13 protein-coding genes and 2 tRNA genes are annotated in these 16,301 nt (G+C 63.6%); 10 read left to right on the plus strand and 5 right to left on the minus strand.

The window, feature by feature from the left end:
- The first annotated feature begins 135 nt into the window (after positions 1-135).
- From AArcCO_RS12965 to AArcCO_RS12980, 4 genes are all read left to right on the plus strand, one after another.
- A complete protein-coding gene (locus AArcCO_RS12965) occupies positions 136-954 on the plus strand; it encodes an HD domain-containing protein (RefSeq protein ID WP_259536441.1) in 819 nt (272 codons plus the stop codon).
- A gap of 114 nt (positions 955-1,068) precedes the next feature.
- Complete coding sequence (locus tag AArcCO_RS12970) at positions 1,069-2,364, plus strand: MFS transporter (RefSeq protein WP_259533927.1); 1,296 nt, start codon at positions 1,069-1,071, stop codon at positions 2,362-2,364.
- A 145-nt stretch (positions 2,365-2,509) separates the two neighbouring features.
- Positions 2,510-3,394: a DMT family transporter gene (locus AArcCO_RS12975; protein WP_259533928.1), complete on the plus strand. Its 885-nt coding sequence runs from the start codon at positions 2,510-2,512 to the stop codon at positions 3,392-3,394.
- Between the two features lie 54 nt (positions 3,395-3,448).
- Positions 3,449-6,541 carry an FAD-binding and (Fe-S)-binding domain-containing protein gene (locus AArcCO_RS12980; RefSeq protein ID WP_259533929.1) on the plus strand — a complete coding sequence of 1,031 codons (3,093 nt, stop codon included), beginning with the start codon at positions 3,449-3,451 and terminating at the stop codon, positions 6,539-6,541.
- A gap of 140 nt (positions 6,542-6,681) precedes the next feature.
- Here AArcCO_RS12980 and AArcCO_RS12985 read toward each other — a convergent pair whose 3' ends face one another.
- Entirely contained in the window at positions 6,682-8,472 is a 1,791-nt protein-coding gene (locus AArcCO_RS12985) for an L-lactate permease (RefSeq protein WP_259533930.1), read from the minus strand.
- 401 nt (positions 8,473-8,873) lie between these two features.
- Between AArcCO_RS12985 and AArcCO_RS12990 the strand changes: the two genes are divergently transcribed.
- The 3 genes from AArcCO_RS12990 to AArcCO_RS13000 all read left to right on the plus strand — a co-directional run bounded on the left by AArcCO_RS12990 (position 8,874) and on the right by AArcCO_RS13000 (position 12,073).
- A complete protein-coding gene (locus tag AArcCO_RS12990) occupies positions 8,874-9,428 on the plus strand; it encodes an LUD domain-containing protein (RefSeq protein ID WP_259533931.1) in 555 nt (184 codons plus the stop codon).
- A 76-nt stretch (positions 9,429-9,504) separates the two neighbouring features.
- Positions 9,505-11,703: an LUD domain-containing protein gene (locus AArcCO_RS12995; RefSeq protein WP_259536443.1), complete on the plus strand. Its 2,199-nt coding sequence runs from the start codon at positions 9,505-9,507 to the stop codon at positions 11,701-11,703.
- 70 nt (positions 11,704-11,773) lie between these two features.
- Entirely contained in the window at positions 11,774-12,073 is a 300-nt protein-coding gene (locus AArcCO_RS13000; RefSeq protein WP_259533932.1) for a PRC-barrel domain-containing protein, read from the plus strand.
- A 35-nt stretch (positions 12,074-12,108) separates the two neighbouring features.
- On the opposite strand, the gene AArcCO_RS13005 is transcribed toward AArcCO_RS13000, so the two are convergent.
- Complete coding sequence (locus tag AArcCO_RS13005; RefSeq protein WP_259533933.1) at positions 12,109-13,578, minus strand: DHH family phosphoesterase; 1,470 nt, start codon at positions 13,576-13,578, stop codon at positions 12,109-12,111.
- Between the two features lie 98 nt (positions 13,579-13,676).
- Here AArcCO_RS13005 and AArcCO_RS13010 point away from each other — a divergent pair.
- From AArcCO_RS13010 to AArcCO_RS13020, 3 genes are all read left to right on the plus strand, one after another.
- A tRNA-Lys gene (locus AArcCO_RS13010) sits at positions 13,677-13,750 on the plus strand.
- A 179-nt stretch (positions 13,751-13,929) separates the two neighbouring features.
- Entirely contained in the window at positions 13,930-14,139 is a 210-nt protein-coding gene (locus tag AArcCO_RS13015; protein ID WP_259533934.1) for a hypothetical protein, read from the plus strand.
- Between the two features lie 70 nt (positions 14,140-14,209).
- Positions 14,210-14,283 (plus strand) — tRNA-Phe (locus AArcCO_RS13020).
- A gap of 127 nt (positions 14,284-14,410) precedes the next feature.
- Here AArcCO_RS13020 and AArcCO_RS13025 read toward each other — a convergent pair.
- The 3 genes from AArcCO_RS13025 to AArcCO_RS13035 form a co-directional block, all read right to left on the minus strand.
- A complete protein-coding gene (locus AArcCO_RS13025; RefSeq protein ID WP_259533935.1) occupies positions 14,411-14,899 on the minus strand; it encodes a hypothetical protein in 489 nt (162 codons plus the stop codon).
- Positions 14,899-15,438, minus strand: coding sequence for a winged helix-turn-helix domain-containing protein (locus tag AArcCO_RS13030; protein WP_259533936.1), 540 nt, complete (start codon positions 15,436-15,438; stop codon positions 14,899-14,901). Before AArcCO_RS13030 ends, AArcCO_RS13025 begins: the two co-directional genes overlap by 1 nt.
- 133 nt (positions 15,439-15,571) lie before the next feature.
- Positions 15,572-16,168 carry a helix-turn-helix domain-containing protein gene (locus tag AArcCO_RS13035; RefSeq protein WP_259533937.1) on the minus strand — a complete coding sequence of 199 codons (597 nt, stop codon included), beginning with the start codon at positions 16,166-16,168 and terminating at the stop codon, positions 15,572-15,574.
- Between the last annotated feature and the right edge of the window lie 133 nt (positions 16,169-16,301).

Consider the following 16,301-nt stretch of genomic DNA (forward strand, 5'->3'; position numbering starts at 1 on the left):
AGCGTTTTCTCCCGGGACACCCTCGCAGGGGACATGACCGAAAACGTCGACCCCGAGGACATCGACTCTGAAGATGTCGATCCCGACGGCGTCGACTCCGAGGACGTCGACTCCGAACCCGTCACCCCCGAGGAGATGGACCTCCCCCCGGCGTCGGAGGAGGGCGGCGGTGGTCGGGAGTACGATCCCGAGGCGGAACACGACTTCCCCGACGAGAAGGTGAATCGCGTCCTGAAAGCGATCGAGTCGGATCCCGAAATCCGGACGTATCTCCGGGCCCAGAACGTCAACCCGGTCGACCGAATGGGGTACAACGACCACGGGAAGAAACACGTCGAGATCGTCCGCAACCGGGCGCTCAGGCTGTACGACCTGCTCAAGCGCGGCGGCGTGGAGTTCAACGGCGCCCGCGATCAGGGGCTCGAAGAGGCCGACGAGGCGGTGATCGTCGCACTGGCGGCCACCTTACACGACATCGGCCACGTAGTTCACCGCGACGAACACGTCTACTACTCGATTCCGTTGGCAGCGGACGTCCTCGACCGGCTGTTGCCGGAGTTTTATAGCCCCGAGGACGCGGTCAAGGTGAAATCAGAGACGCTACACGCAATCCTCTGTCACCACACCGAGGAGATCCCGCTCTCCCGGGAGGCCGGAATCATCCGGGTGGCGGATGGCCTCGACATGGAGCGGGGTCGCTCCCGGGCGCCGTACGAACAGGGCGGCCGCGGGATCAACACACTCTCCTCGCAGGCGATCCAGTCTGTTCGGCTGGAGGAAGGTAACTCCAGTCCCGTGTACGTCGAAATCGAGATGACGAACGCCGCCGGCGTCTACCAGGTCGACAACCTCCTCAAGGCGAAACTCGAGGATTCGCTGCTCGAGGACCTGGTTCGGATCATCGCCATAAACACGAAACGGGAAGATCGACTCGTCGAGCGGATCGAACTGTAGAGAGACCCCGGGCGGTTCACGGCCGGAGGGGAGTGGACGGGAGGCAATCGACGGCGCGACGGACGGCAATAGTGTCTTTTTTGTCTGCCCACCGGGGTGTTTCGAAACGTAACAGTGGCCGGGTTCGGGAGCTCGATCGGACTGTTGAAGGATCGAGAGTTCGCCGCCCTCGCGGGAACGGCGTTCGCGAGGAGCCAGGCGTACTCGACGATTCTGATCGCACTGGCGCTGTACGCCGACGCGTTCGGGACCTCCGGCTTCGTCGAAGGGCTGTTCGGAACTGCCTTCGCGATCGTCCAGCTGTTCGTCGTGTTGCCACTCGGACGGAAAGTCGACACCGGAAACGCGAAGCTGTTCCTGCTTGCGGGGTTTCTGATCAACGTCGGCGTGTTCGTCGGCTTTATCCTGGTCCAGAACTCGATTCACGTCGTTCTCGTCCGTATGCTCCAGGGCCTCGGCGCGTCGGTGCTGTGGATTACGGGATCGACGATCGTCGGCGAGATCAGCCCCGACGGCGAGCGGGGACGGTGGCTCGGCTCATACAACCAGTTCGCCTCCTTCTCCTCGCTGGCGGGCGACGTCGTTGGGGGCTACCTCCTGTACGCACACGGCTTCACCACGACGTACGTTGTGTTGTCGGGCGTCACGCTGGGCGCATTCGTTCTCGTGTTCGGATTCCTGCGTGACAACCCCGGCGGGAGGAAGGATCCCGATGAGGCAGGCGGCGTCGAGACGTTCCGCGACCTGCTCGACCTGCCGATGCTGCGTGCGCTGATCGTCTTTCGATTCACGTTCAGCGTAGGAAAGATGGCGGTCATTATCTTCCTCCCGATCTACGCTCGGACGTCGTTCGGCATCTCCGCGTTCGCGATCGGGTGGATCATGGCGGGCGGGAAGCTAACCAAGGCGCTGACGCAAGGGTTCGTGGGCGATCTCACCGACCGCCTGGGTCACAAACACTACTTTGTCGCAGTCGGGGCGATCCTCTACGGCCTCGGCACCGGGCTGATTCCGCTTGCCGCGTACTTCGAAGGCCGGATCGAGCCGTACCACGTCTCCTTCTTCGGTGATTCGATGGTGCTCGGCGGGGCGTTCTTCGCTTTGTTTTCCGCCTACGCAGTGCTCGGGCTCGCCGACAGCATCCGGCTGCCCGCGAGCATGGCGCTGTTCGTCGAGGAGGGGGAGGCGTACGACTCGGTAGCCTCCAGCATGTCCTTGCGGTCGCTCTCCTGGAAGATCGGCCAGGTTACCGGCCCAGTGCTAGTCGGGACGACGATGGACTTCGTCTCCACCGAGGCCGGGTTCCTGCTCGCGGCAGGGTTCATCGTCTTTGCCACCGGCGGGTTCACGGTGATGGCATCCCGGGCACGAACGACCGGCACGTCCGGGGAACCGATCCCCGGTGACTGATGATAATTAGTGTAGTGATTTACCGGTCAGTGGGCCACCCCGTGGGCCGATCGTCCGGTTACGGCCGAAAATAATCATTACGAGGAACCGGTTCGCGACACCGCAAACGTTCGGTTTACGGTGTTCGGTGGCGAACCCGGACACAGTGAAGCGACACACGTTCGGTGTCCTGCTGGTACTCGTTGCCTCTGCGGGGTTCGGGACGCTCGCCATCTTCGGCAAGTTCGCGGAAGCGGCAGGCCTCAACACGACGACGCTTCTCGCCTTCCGGTTCACTATCGGTGCTGGCCTGCTTTGGGTCGGGTTGGCAGTTCTCGGCCGGGCTCGTCGCCTCCCGGCGGGACAGTTGAAGGTCGCGTTCGCGCTGGGACTGCTGTACGCCTCCTTTTCGGCACTGTTCTTCTGGGCACTGTTGTACATTCCGGCGGGGGTCGCGGCGATCGCGTTCTACACGTATCCGGCGTACGTGTACGCCATCTCGGTGAGCGTTTTGAACGAACAGCTCACCCGGCTGAAGCTGGTCGCGCTGGTGGTTGCCGTGTTCGGGGTCGCCCTGATCGTCGGCGGTGACACCGCCGCGATCGACCCGTTCGGGATCGCGCTGATACTGCTTGCCGCGCTGGGATACGCGCTCTACATCGCGGGGAGCCGCGCGGCGCTCGGGTCGATCGCTCCCGATCTCCTCGCAGGGGTCGTGTTGATCGCCACCTCGATCTCGTTCGTCGGATTCGGCTTCGTTTCGGGACGGCTGTTCGTCCCGGCAGGTGGCCAGCAGTGGGGGATCATCCTCGGGATCGCGGTGATCGGGACCGCCCTTCCGATCTTCCTGTACGTAACCGGCCTCGAGCACATCGAAGCCAGTCAGGCGAGCATCCTCGGGACCGCAGAACCGCTCGTGACTGTGCTCCTCGGCGTCGCCCTGCTGGGCGAGGTCGTCACGCCAGCCGTCGCCGTCGGTGGGGCGCTGGTGCTGCTCGGAGTCGCCTTGATCCAGACGGACGCGGCAGGCGACGTTCGGACGCCCCAGTAACCGACCGACCGGTTGAAGGGTCTCCTCTACAATATCTCTTTGAGGACCATTACCATGGCAGGCAAGCCGACGGAACCTCCGGCGATCACACGCGGTGCGGATCCATCACAAGAGCGCCGTGCGAACTACGACTATCGGGGCGGTCCGATACATCGGCCGGATCTCGTCGAAGAGCTTCGGCCGCTGGTCGACGGCGACGTCCGTTTCGACGAGTTCACCCGGGAGATGTTCGCGACCGACGCGAGTATGTACGAGGCCATGCCGATCGGCGTCGTCTTCCCACAACACACTGACGACGTGAGTGCCGTCGTCGAGTACTGCGCGAAACGGGAGATCCCGGTTCTGCCCCGGGGGGGCGGGACGAGCCTCGCGGGACAGACGGTCAACGAGGCCGTCGTGCTGGACTTCTCCCGGTACATGAACGACGTGGTGTCGATCGATCCGGACGGGCGACTCGCGACCGCGGAGCCGGGGATCACCCTCGCACAGTTGAACGACCCCCTCGCGGAGCACGGGTTGAAATACGCGCCGGACCCCGCCTGGGGGGACAAAAGCGTCCTCGGCGGCGCAATCGGCAACAACACCACGGGCGCACACTCCCTGAAGTACGGGAAGGCCGACTACTACCTCGAGGAGGCCGAGGTCGTTCTCGCGGACGGGACGGTCACGACCCTCGGAGAAGTGACCGTCGAGGAACTCGAAGCGCGGGGCGACCGGGAGGGCAATCTCGAGGAACGACTCTACGCGGTCGCCAGCTTGATCCTCGAGGAGCACGCCGAGGAGGTGAAAGATCGATACCCCACGCTGAAGCGCAACGTCTCCGGGTACAACTTCGACATGCTGGTCGACGAGGCCGAGGGGAAGCGCCGGCTCCCGGACAACTCGGGGCTCGATCCGGATAGCGAACCCGGGACCGTGAACCTGGCCCGCCTGCTGGCCGGCAGCGAGGGAACGCTCGCAGTCGTCACGGAGGCGACGGTGTCGCTGGAGCCGATCCCCGAGACGAAGTCGGTCGTCATGCTGACGTACGACGACGTGATGGACGCGATGAACGACGTCGCGCCGATCCTCGAGCACGATCCCGCCGCGGTCGAAGTGATGGACGACGTCCTCCTGGATCTAGCGCGGGAGACTCCCGAGTTCGCCGACGTCGTCGACATTCTCCCGGAGGGCACCGATTCGACGCTGCTGGTGGAGTTTTACGCCGACAGCGACGCCGACGGGAAACGAAAGGTCGCAAACCTGCTCGCGGATCGACTTCCGGACGCGACGCCGACGGTCGAGCCCGACGGCGACGCCGGGAACGTCACCAGCGACAGGGTGTACGCGAAACGGGCGCTGGAGGCCCACGACGCGAAGACCCAAAAGGAGTTCTGGACGATGCGGAAGGCCGGCCTGCCGATCCTGCTGTCCCGGACGGGCGACGAGAAACACATCGCGTTCAACGAAGACACCGGGGTACCGCCGGAGAACCTTCCGGAGTACGTCGCCGACGTCCGGGAGATCATGGAGGACCACGACACGTTCGCGTCCTACTACGCCCACGCCGGCCCCGGCGTGCTTCACATCCGCCCCCTCATCAACACGAAAACCGTCGAGGGGACCGAGGACATCGAATCGATCGCCGAGGGGATCACCGACCTCGTCGTGGAGTACAACGGTTCGATATCGGGCGAACACGGCGACGGACGCGCCCGGACCCAGTGGAACCGGAAGCTGTACGGCGAACAGCTCTGGCAGGCCATGCGGGAGTTGAAGACCGCAGTCGATCCCGACTGGATACTGAATCCGGGGATGGTGTGTGGCGACGTCAAACTCACCGAGAACCTCCGGTTCGGTCCGGACTACGAGTTCGACTTCCCGTTCGAGCCGACGCTGAACTGGGAGAACGACAACGGATTCCAGGGAATGGTGGAACTGTGTCACGGCTGTGCCGGCTGCCGTGGCGACCAGAAACACACCGGCGGCATGATGTGTCCCACCTACCGGGCGGCCGAAGAGGAGATCCTCTCGACCCGGGGGCGGGCGAACATGCTCCGGAACGCGATGAACGGCAACCTCGAGGACGACGTGCTGTTCAGCGACGAGTTCGTCCACGAGGTGCTGGACCTGTGTGTGAGCTGCAAAGGCTGTATGAACGACTGCCCAAGCGGCGTCGACATGGCGAAGCTGAAGGCGGAAGTGGAGTACCACTACAAGCGAAAACACGGCGGCGCCAGCCTCCGCGACAAGCTGTTCGGCAACGCCGGGACAATGTTGAAGGTCGGCAGCGCCTTTGCCCCCCTTTCGAACGTCGCGATGCGGCTGCCCGGCGTCGGAACGGTGATGGAAAAGACGATCGGTATCGCCCGAGAGCGGGCGTTACCGGAGTTCAAACGCAACACCGTCGTCGACTGGTTCGAGGACCGCGGCGGCCCAGCGGTTCCGGAGTCGGACGCCGATCGCCGGGTGCTGTTCGTGGTGGATCCGTACACGAACTACATGTACGTCGAACGCGGGAAGGCGGCGATCCGCGTGCTCGAGGCGGCGGGCTGTCGCGTCCAGTTGCCGGAGGGGGTGACCGACACCGGTCGGCCGGCGTACTCGAAGGCGCTGATCGACGTCGCCCGCGAGACGGCCCGCGAGAACGTCGCCCGGCTGGCGCCGAAGATCAGCGAGGGCTGGGACGTCGTGACCGTCGAACCATCGGCGTCCGTGATGTTCCAGTCGGACTATCCGGACCTGATATCGGGGGAGAGCGTCGACGCCGTCTCCCAGAACAGTTACTCGACCCTCGAGTATCTGGACACGTTCGGGCTCGTCGAGAACCTGACGTTCGGCGCGGTCGACGAGTCGCTCACCTACCACGGCAACTGTCTGCACAAGGCGACCAAAAAGGGTCACCACGCCGCGACCGTGATGGCACAGGCCGGCTACGACGTCGATTACCTCGACAGTACCTGCTGTGGGATGGCCGGCTCGTTCGGCTACGAGGCGGAACACTACTCGCTGAGTCAGTCGGTGTTCGAGATCCTGCGCGGGCAGATCGACGACAGCCCCGGCGACACGGTGGTCGCCACCGGCGCATCCTGTAAAAAGCAGATCGGCGACGGGCTCGGCGAGAAGCCGCCCCATCCGGTGCAGATGGTCGCCGACGCCCTGGAGTAGCGACAAGCAGTTTGCCGTCGCTTTTTCCGTACGATCGTTCAAAAATCCGATCAAATTCCGTCGGTGGAACCGCGAGCCCCGAGCCCCGAGCCGCGAGTCCCGAGCCCCGAGCCGCGAACCGGAAAGATCCTGTGTCGGCCTCAGAACAGGCCGGGGAACAGGATGTAGCTGAACAGCATCGTCAGGATGCCCACCATCAGCGCGTAGTAGAACAGCGGGATCAGGTTGAGCCGCATCACGCGACCCTCCTGCCCGACGAGGCCGACGGTCGCCAGCGCGGCGACCACGTTGTGGATCGCCACGAGGTTCCCGATCGCGCCCCCGACCGCCTGCGCGCCGACGATGATCTGCGTCGAGATGCCCAGTTCCTGTGCGGCCGTGAACTGGAAGCCGCCGAACGTGATGTTCGAGACGGTGTTCGATCCGGCCATGGCCGCCCCGAGCGCGCCGATGAGCGACGCGACGAACGGGTAGGCGCTCCCGAGCGTGCCGGCGGTCGCGACCGCGAGCACCTCAATCATGCTCTGATCGTACGCGGCAGTCCCGGCGAACGTCTCCGGATCGACTGCCGGCAGCCCCGAGGAGAGCATGACCTCTACCATCGCGATGACGAACACCAGCGCGATGAACGGCGAAACGATCTTTTCGGCCGCCTCGCCCCAGGCGTCTTTTACCTGCTGGCCGTTCATGCCGAACAGCGGGATCGCGATGATCGCCGACAGGATGAGCCAGAATCCGGGGACGTTAACCCAGGCAATACTGTCGGAGAGACCGGTACCGAGGATGTTCTCCCACACCAGTACCATTCCGATCGTGACGTCGCCGATCGTGACGCCCAGGTCAGCGTCGTTGATGAAGCCGCTGATCGGATCGGAGACACGCGTCACTACGAGGAGAAGGACCAGGATGATGTACGGAGACCAGGCTTTGAGCAGTCCCATCTCCCCGGTGTCCGCGTTCGACCGGACGCCCTCCGCACCGGGTTCGATCGTCCCGACCCAGTGGCTGGGCCACTCTTCCCTCGGCGGGAAGTCCCACTCGTCGTCGGGGAGGAGGTATCCTCTCCGCAGCAGGGCCACCGTGATCCCGCCACCGACCATGGAGCCGATGAGTGCTGGGAATTCTGCAGTGATGAACCACGCCGAGATCCAGTAGGGAATCGCGAAGATGATCCCGGCGAACAGTGCCAGGGGAACGACTTCTTTTACCGGTTCAAGCGACCGGTCGTCCGGATCGCCGAAGAAGTACACGATCATCCCGACGGCGAACAGTGGCATCACGAACCCGACAAGGGCGTGGTAGGTCGCCGCCCAGGCCGCGACGTCGTTCGAGAACTGCGTGACTGCCACCGCCTCGTCGAGGCCCGCATACGGGGCCCCCTCCATGATGCGATCGATGTACGGCGGCCCGTCGAGCGGGTCCCGTATACCGATGACGATCGGCGTCCCGACCGCGCCGTAGGTGACCGCGATGATGTGACCGATCAGTGCCGCGACCACCGCCGCGAGCGCCGGGAAGCCCAGCGCGAGCAGCAGCGGTGCCACGACCGCCGCGGGCGTCCCGAAGCCTGCCGCCCCCTCGATGAACGTCGCGAGGAAGAACGCCAGCAGGATGATCTGGACGCGTCGGTCGTCCGATATCGCGGCGAACCCCTGGTTGATCACGTCGATCGCCCCCGCCTGCATCAGCGTGTACAGCAACACCAGCGCGCCGAAGACGATCCAGAGGATGGTCAACGCCGTTATGATTCCGGTTATCGACGCTCCTGCAAGCCACAGGGCGGAGTTTTCCCACACGAAGTAGCCGACGAGCAACGCCGCGATCCACGCGATCGGCATCGCGCGGGTCGCCGGCCACAGGAAGCCGACCAGCAGTATCCCGGCGATCAGTAACGGCGACGCCGCGAGGAGTAGTTCGACTGCGCTAACCATGGTTCTCCCCCACGGATAGCCCGATCAGTACGAGTCCATTACGTGTGTTTGCCTGCCACATACCTCGTGAGATCTGACAAAACCTCGTGACATAAAGACTTCCCTAATTGTCACTATTTAATTATATATTTACCCCCAACCCACACGAATAATAGTTATTATAATTTATCTACATCAATACAGATGTCGAAAAGACAGCCGGATAGTACGCTCCGTGGGCTGCCTCCCGACCCCGTAGTGCGAACGGCCAGTTCGAACGATTGATTCGTTCTTCACGCGAAAACGTGCCTCTCGCGAACGATTTCAGCAAATTCTGACTGTCGCGGCCGGACTCGTTTTCCGGCCGATTGTAGGGGAGATTCCACCTCGCATTTATTGCGAGTTCGAGCGAAGGTGTCGACATGGTAACGAACACGGTCGAGACGTTCGCGTCGAAGCTCGACGAGATCGACGTGGCCGTCTCGCGGATCGAACGGGGAGAGCTCGCGGGAACCCTCGACAGGGTAGTTCGAACGCCAGCGGTAGGCGTTCCAGTCGGCACCGACAGCGGGTCGCTTCCCGACATCGTCGAGATGGAGCCGACCATCGAGGACGTCCGGGCCGCACGCACTGGAGTAACCCCGGCAGCGCTCGGGATCGCCGAGTACGGGAGCGTCGTTCTCGAGATCGATCCGTTCGGAAGCGAGATCGCAAGCGTGTTCCCGGAGCTCCACGTCGCCGTGTTGCACGAATCCGACGTCGTCGGAGAGATGCGGGAGGCGTTCGAATGGCTCGGCCCCAGACTCAGGGAGAAGCGGTCCTCGGAGATCATCGCAACTGGGCCGAGCGCGACCGCCGACATGGGCGGGCTCGTACGTGGGGCACACGGTCCCGAGGAAGTACACGTGGTACTCGTCGCCGATGAGGGGACGGAACCCGATGATTCCGGACCGGAAGCGGGGGGCATCGATGAGTAGCGAGGTTCGGCCCGGGGACCAGGAGGGGAACCGAGGATCCAAACGGGCGAGGAAGGCCGCCCGGATCCGCGAGATCATGGAGTCGGAGGGCGCCGCCGTCGCGGAGAACACCCGTGGATTCAACCAGGGGCGGTACGACTCGGTCGCCGACCTCGCAGCCTACGAAGAGCTCAAATCGGAGGCCCGCGAGATCAAGGAGGACGCGATCGAGCGACTGCCCGAACTCCTCGACCTGCTCGAAGAAACTGTCGAGGAGAACGGCGGCACGGTGTATCTCGCCGACGACGCCGCGGACGCGAACCGCTACATCCGGGAGGTCGTCGCCGAGAAGGACGCCGAGCGGCTGGTGAAGTCGAAGTCGATGACAACCGAGGAGATCGAGGTGAACGAGGCGCTGGAAGCCGACGGCGTCGAAGTCGTCGAAACCGACCTCGGGGAGTGGGTGCTGCAGGTGGCCGACGAGGCGCCGTCCCACATCGTCGCGCCCGCGATCCACAAATCCAGAGCGGAGATCGCCGAGCTGTTCAACGAGGTGTTCGATCCCGACGAGGAGCTGGAGACCGCCGAGGAACTCACGAAGTTCGCCCGCGATCGGCTGGGCGAGTTGATCGAGGGGGCCGACGTCGGGATGACGGGTGCGAACTTCATCACTGCCGATTCGGGGACGATCGCACTGGTGACAAGCGAGGGCAACGCCCGGAAATCGGCCGTCGTCCCGGACACCCACATCGCGGTCGCGGGCGTAGAGAAGGTGATCCCGCGGGTCGAGGATCTCTCGCCGTTCGTCGAGCTCATCGGTCGGTCGGGAACCGGACAGGACATCACCTCCTACATTTCGCTTTTGACGCCGCCGGGTACCTCACCGGTGCCGGACTTCGAGGACGGTGGGGCCGCGCTCGCTGGCGATCACGAGGGGATCAGCGCCGGCGACAACCCCGACCGCGAGTTCCACCTGGTGTTGATCGACAACGGCCGGCTCGCGATGCGCCAGGACGAGGATCTCAAGGAGACGCTGTACTGTATCCGGTGTTCGGCGTGTTCGAACTCCTGTGGGAACTTCCAGAGCGTCGGGGGCCACGTCTTCGGCGGGGAGACGTACTCCGGCGGCATCGCGACCGGCTGGGAAGCCGGGATCGAAGGCCTGGACGTCGCCAGCGAGTTCAACGACCTCTGTACGAGCTGTAGCCGGTGTGTGAACGCCTGTCCGGTGAAGATCGACATCCCGTGGATCAACACCGTCGTTCGCGACCGGATCAACCGCCAGGCCGACAGCAACGCCGACTGGCTGGTCGAGGGGCTGGTCCCGGACGAGGAACCGGGCGGGATGGACGTCCAGAAGCGTCTGTTCGGCAACTTCGAGACGTTCGCGGGGCTCGGGAGCGCGCTGGCGCCAGTCTCGAACTGGCTGGCCGACCTGTCGGTCAGTCGTCGGGTCATGGAGCGCGTCTTCGGTGTCGACCGGCGGCGTGAGTTGCCCACCTTCCAGCGGATGACCCTCAAGAAGTGGTACGACGACCGGGGGCCGAAGGTGTCGGCGCCGAGAACGCAGGTCGTGCTGTATCCGGACCTGTACACGAACACGATGCAGGTCGAGCGGGGGAAAGCCGCAGTGCGGGCGCTGGAGGCGCTTGGCGCAGAGGTCGTGATCCCCGACGTCCGGTCGACGGGGCGGGCGCCCCTCTCGCAGGGGATGATCGCGACCGCCCGCGAGCACGCCGAGGACGTCTACTCCGGGCTGGCGTTGCATCTCGACGCCGACCGCGACGTCGTCGTGATCGAGCCGAGCGATCTGGCAATGTTCAAGAGTGAGTACGGGAAGCTGCTCCCCGAACAGTCGTTTCGACGGCTTTCCGAAAACAGCTACGACGTGATGGAGTACCTCCTCGAACTGGCGTCCGAAGACGGCGGGCCGGGTCTCGAGGTGCTGCGATCGCCCGCCGACGATCGGTCCCGAGAGGTGGCGTATCATCCCAACTGCCAGCAGAGGACGATCCGGAAAGCGGAGTTCACGGTGGCGCTGCTCGAGGAGCTCGGCTACGACGTCGTCACGTCGGACGTCGAGTGCTGCGGGATGGCCGGTTCGTTCGGCTACAAGACGGAGTATTACGAGCTGAGTATGGACGTCGGCGAGACGCTGAAAGACCAGTTCACGGCAGCCGACACGCGGAGACGGACAGTCGTCGACAGCGGGACCTCCTGTCACAAGCAGCTCGAGTCGCTGCTGCCGCGGGAGAGTCGCCACGCCGTCGAGGTGGTGGCGCCGGACCCCCAGTAGACTGTCCGCGCGTCCGACGGGCGTCTGCCGACAACGAACGCTTATTAGCCGGGCACACCACGTTCGGAGCATGAACGGCGATTCACAGGAGATCACCACGCTCGTGGGCCGCGAGGTGTACTCGAACAACGGCGTGTTCGTCGGCGAAATCGAGGACGTCAGGCTCAACCTGGACCAGGAAGTCGTGACCGGACTCGCCGTCGGGGAGATAAACAGGGAGCTGTTCTCGACGCAGGTCGACCCCGGAAAGGGCGTGTTGGTCCCGTACCGGTGGGTTCGGTCGGTCGGGGACGTCGTGCTCGTAAACGACGTCGTCGAGCGGATGAAAACCGACGACGACTCCTCCGAGGACGAGGAAGTCGTCGCCTGATCGCCTGCTCTCGCCCGGCGGAGAACCGCTGCCGTTCAGGAACCGTTCCCGCCTTCGCCCGTTCCTTCCACGCCCATCGCGTCGAACAGCCGGCGCCGGACCGCCTCCTCGGTGAGTTGCAACAGGGTGTCGCGGTTCTCCCCGCTGGATTCGATCCCCTGGAAGATGCCCAGCGGGATCTCCACGTTGCCCTGCGTGGAGTGGCCGGCGGCCTCGCCCATCTCCGAGAACGCGTCCTCGAGGACCCGGCCGATGTTGATCCGGATGTCCTTCGAGCGCGCCGCGAGGTAGATCCGTTCGTCGGCAATTCCGAGTACGGCCGTCGTCGTGATCCCCTCAAGGTTCAGGAGATGTTGCGCCGCCTGGGTGAGCGCCTCCCGATCCCGGATGAAGCCCGCCGAGGAGAACAGGTGTGATCCCTGGACCTGGCGGTTCTGGATCGCCTCCGCGAGCACGTCCAGCGTCTCCGGGCTCATCGACGGCGACTCCACCTGTTCGAGGGTGTCGTGGTTGGCAAACGGGTGGAGATACGCCGCCGCGGTGAGATCTGCGGGCGTAGTGTCGCGCTTGAAGTCGAGCGTCTCCGCGCGGATGCCGTACAAAAGCGCGGTCGCGACCGTCTCCGAGGGGGAGAGGTTGAACTCCTGGAGATACTTCGTCAACACCGTCGACGTCGAGGAGACGTTCGTTCGGACGTCCGCGAACCTGGCGTCGAGTTCCTCTTCCGGCTCGACGTGATCGAGATAGACGTCAACCGCCGGGAACTCCGGAGCGCCGGCGGCGTCCCGTTCGGCGCTCGCGTAGTCGACCAGCGCGACGGTGTCGTAGTCGTCGATCGGGCCGGCCTCCTCGCGGGAAAGCAGCTCGATCCCGAGCAGGTTGACGAACGCCCGGTTCTCCTGGTGGCCGATCTCGCCGTCGTAGACGATGTCGGCCTCCACGTCGTACGCCTCGGCGATCGCCCGCAGCGCCGTCGCGGAAGCAATTGCGTCCGGGTCCGGCGTGTCCTGGATGAGGATCGCCATCCGACCGTCCGACTGGGTGAAGATCTCTGCAAGCTGACGGGCTTTATATTCGAGTTCCCCGGTTTCGAGGCTCCGAAGCGCGGAGTCGGCGATCACCGTCGAGGGGTTGATGACGACGTCGGCACCGAGTTCGTGGAGTTCGTCCTCGCTGATCGGATCCGAGGCGCGGACGACGAGATACTGGTCGCCACCCCGGTTGCGGATCGCCGAGACGGCCGCCTTGTTCACCTCGACGTCGGAGGCGAGCACGAGCACGATGTCGCGATCGGAGACGACCTCCGCGACTTCGGGGTCGCTTATGTCCTGTACTCGCGCGTTGAGGTCCTGATCGCGAAGCGCTTCGACCCGGGATTCGTCCCAGTCGAGCAGGAGGACGTCCTCGCCGTCCTCCACAAGTGATTCGGCGACTGCGTGTCCGACGCTCCCGCAGCCCAAAATGGCGTACGTCGACCGCGAGGAGCCGATTCCGGCAGCGCTCATTACGATCCTCTTTCTCCGGCACGACACTTAACGCCACTCGTTCGCAGTCGGTCGGGAATGGAAATCCCTTTACCGCCCCCTGTGTTATCCGGATTCGAGGGCCGGTAGCTCAGTTAGGGAGAGCGACGGACTCTTAATCCGTCGGTCGGGGGTTCAAATCCCTCCCGGCCCGCTTCTGCGACGACCGAAGGGAGGAGCGAAGCGGCTACGGAGGGATTTGAATCCTCCCAGTCGCGCGCAGCGAACGGAGTGAGCGAGCACGTCCGGTTTCGGTTCAAATCCCTCCCGGCCCGCTTATAAAAGACCGACGTCGGCGACATCGTTTTCCTTCGGAGTCCCGTCGAGCAAGCCATGCTGGAGTGGCTCCGAACAGACGCTGGCGTGTACACCGTTTCGGGGCTCTTCTCGGTGCTCGTGTTCGTCGTCGCCGTGGCGATCGTGATCGAAACTGGAACCGTCACTCCCGGAGATCCGGCGTTTTCTGGATTCTTGGTGGGTTTCGGGGCGTTCGTGGCGGTGTATTTCATTTCGCTGGGGATCTGGCACGCGGTGTCGGAGTGAGTCGTCGGCCGGATCTGGTTGCCGGCTTTCGAAATCCTTTTGTCCCGAATCGGCCTTGGGTAGGATGCACGCCGCCTTAGCTCAGACTGGGAGAGCACTCGACTGAAGATCGAGCTGTCCCCGGTTCAAATCCGGGAGGCGGCATCATACTCACGGTTCAAATGCCTGCGGTGGAGCGCAGGTGATTTGCCAGAGTTTCTCGGAACCAACTCACCGGCCACGAGCGACGACCTGACTTCTGGTGTCGCCCAGAATGCAGTAAAATATGGGCCTAATCAAGTCCGACGGGCCGTCCCTGCTCCCACTCGACCGCGAGGATCGCGTCTCGAAGCGAGCTGAGTCTGCGCTCGACGACATCCAGCGGATGTGAGTCGATGAACTGCGCTGGTTCGTGGGCGACGGGTGTCGCGCCGTCGTTCACCTGCAGATGAACTGGCCCAAGGTCGTCGTGCGTGTCGTCCTGATGACAGTCCAATAGCAGACTTCGATCTGGCTCGATCCAGTTGAACCAATAGTACTCGTGTGGCTCCCCAGTCTGCAGTTGAAACCCTATCTCAACCCGCGCGGCCGTCACCGGGTAGTCGTCATCACCGAGGAATTGGCGTGGGTCTACCTCAGCGACGACCCGGTACGGGCCTGCTTCACGCGGTTCAGCACGTCGTCGATGAACGCTCTCGAACGCTCCGCTGAGGCGGTTCTGGATACGGTCGTGGAGCCGCTTGCTCTGCAGGTTCGCCCGGTTAGCGAGGAAAATGACCATCAGGCGAGTGTCGAGGGAGAGTCCGTCCGCGTTGACGAGAGTTCGATAACGTCGTCATACAGTTGGAGGGCGTGCCTCACGAGCCCGAGTTCCGTGTTGATCGTTTCCCACGTGGCGATCACATTGCGACGCTCACGGAGTTCCTCTGCCGAGAACTCATCGGCGGCGAGTTGCTGCCGGAACTCGCCAAGTGAACTGACGTCGTGCTCCGACACCAACTCTTCTTGTTCCTCTTTTAGCTCCGTAAGTCGGCTCTCCAGCTTGTCACGCGAGTGGGTCTCGATCAGGTCCGTTACCTCGTCGAAGAGCATCCGCACCGGATTCAGGTCGTACGCCTTCGTCCCGTCGACAGTCGTCTCAGTGACCCAGTCGTCACTCTCCAGTCGCTGAAGTTCATCGTCGGCTGTCGCGCGAGAGACATCTGCCTGGTCGGCGATCTCCTGCACCGGCGTTGGTTTGTCCAGCAGTTCCACGACGTGCCGGACGCGCTCGCGACCGCTCGTACTCTCCGTCCACGAGCCCGGATTCGATTCGACCATCTGTAGCTGTCTACAGCCCGCTAACTCAAATAATTTAGTAGTTTTCAAATAATTGAAACAGGAACCGGCTCGAAACACCCGTCGTTTCGTCGAACGGACCGCTGTTTGCGTCACTCGGAATCGCAGAGCTGATTCAATCCGAAGACGACACACTCGAGTCGGAGTCCCAGTAGACCGACGACAGCTCCGTTTCCGTATCCGTCTCCGTCTCGGACTCCTCTTTCCGATACCGTTCTTTGAGTTCCTCGAGGTCGAACTCGTCGATCAGTTCGATCGCCTCCCGGAACCACTGGTACAGCCCCCGCCGGTAGATCCGACGCTGGGTTTCTGCAGACACCGCCGTGTAAACGTTCACCGAACCGCCGTTCGTGAGGTTGCGCTGTGACCGCTCGAGGATCCCCGCCTCGACGAGGTGCGTGAGCTTCGTCGACACCGCGCTCTCGCTTAACCCCACGTCTTCGGCGATCTCCGGAACCGTCGTCGGGCCGCGCTCCATGACGTAAATGCAGACGACGATGGTGTTCCGCGAGAGGCCGAGGACCTCCTCGAGAACGGCTTCGAGATCCGGATCCTGAAGCGGGGTGGAGACGCGGTCGACCCGCGTCATCGGCTCCCCACAACAGACCACACCGTCGGGATCCCGGGAAGCGATCAGTGTCGCGGTACACTCCGAACACTCGTACAGTCTCGGGCGTTCCGTCCCGTTCGTTCCGACGTCGAGGGAGACCATTCTGTATACCGTCGGCCACAACGAGCAAAAGGTTTTCGTGGAGACCTCGTCAGCAGGACGGAGACGGTCGAAAAATCGGTAACGCCGTACGGTTGCAAAAACAGTATCCCGGCCCTCTCGAAACCACGATACG

It is taken from the genome of Halalkaliarchaeum sp. AArc-CO (assembly GCF_024972735.1).
GTDB lineage: Archaea > Halobacteriota > Halobacteria > Halobacteriales > Haloferacaceae > Halalkaliarchaeum.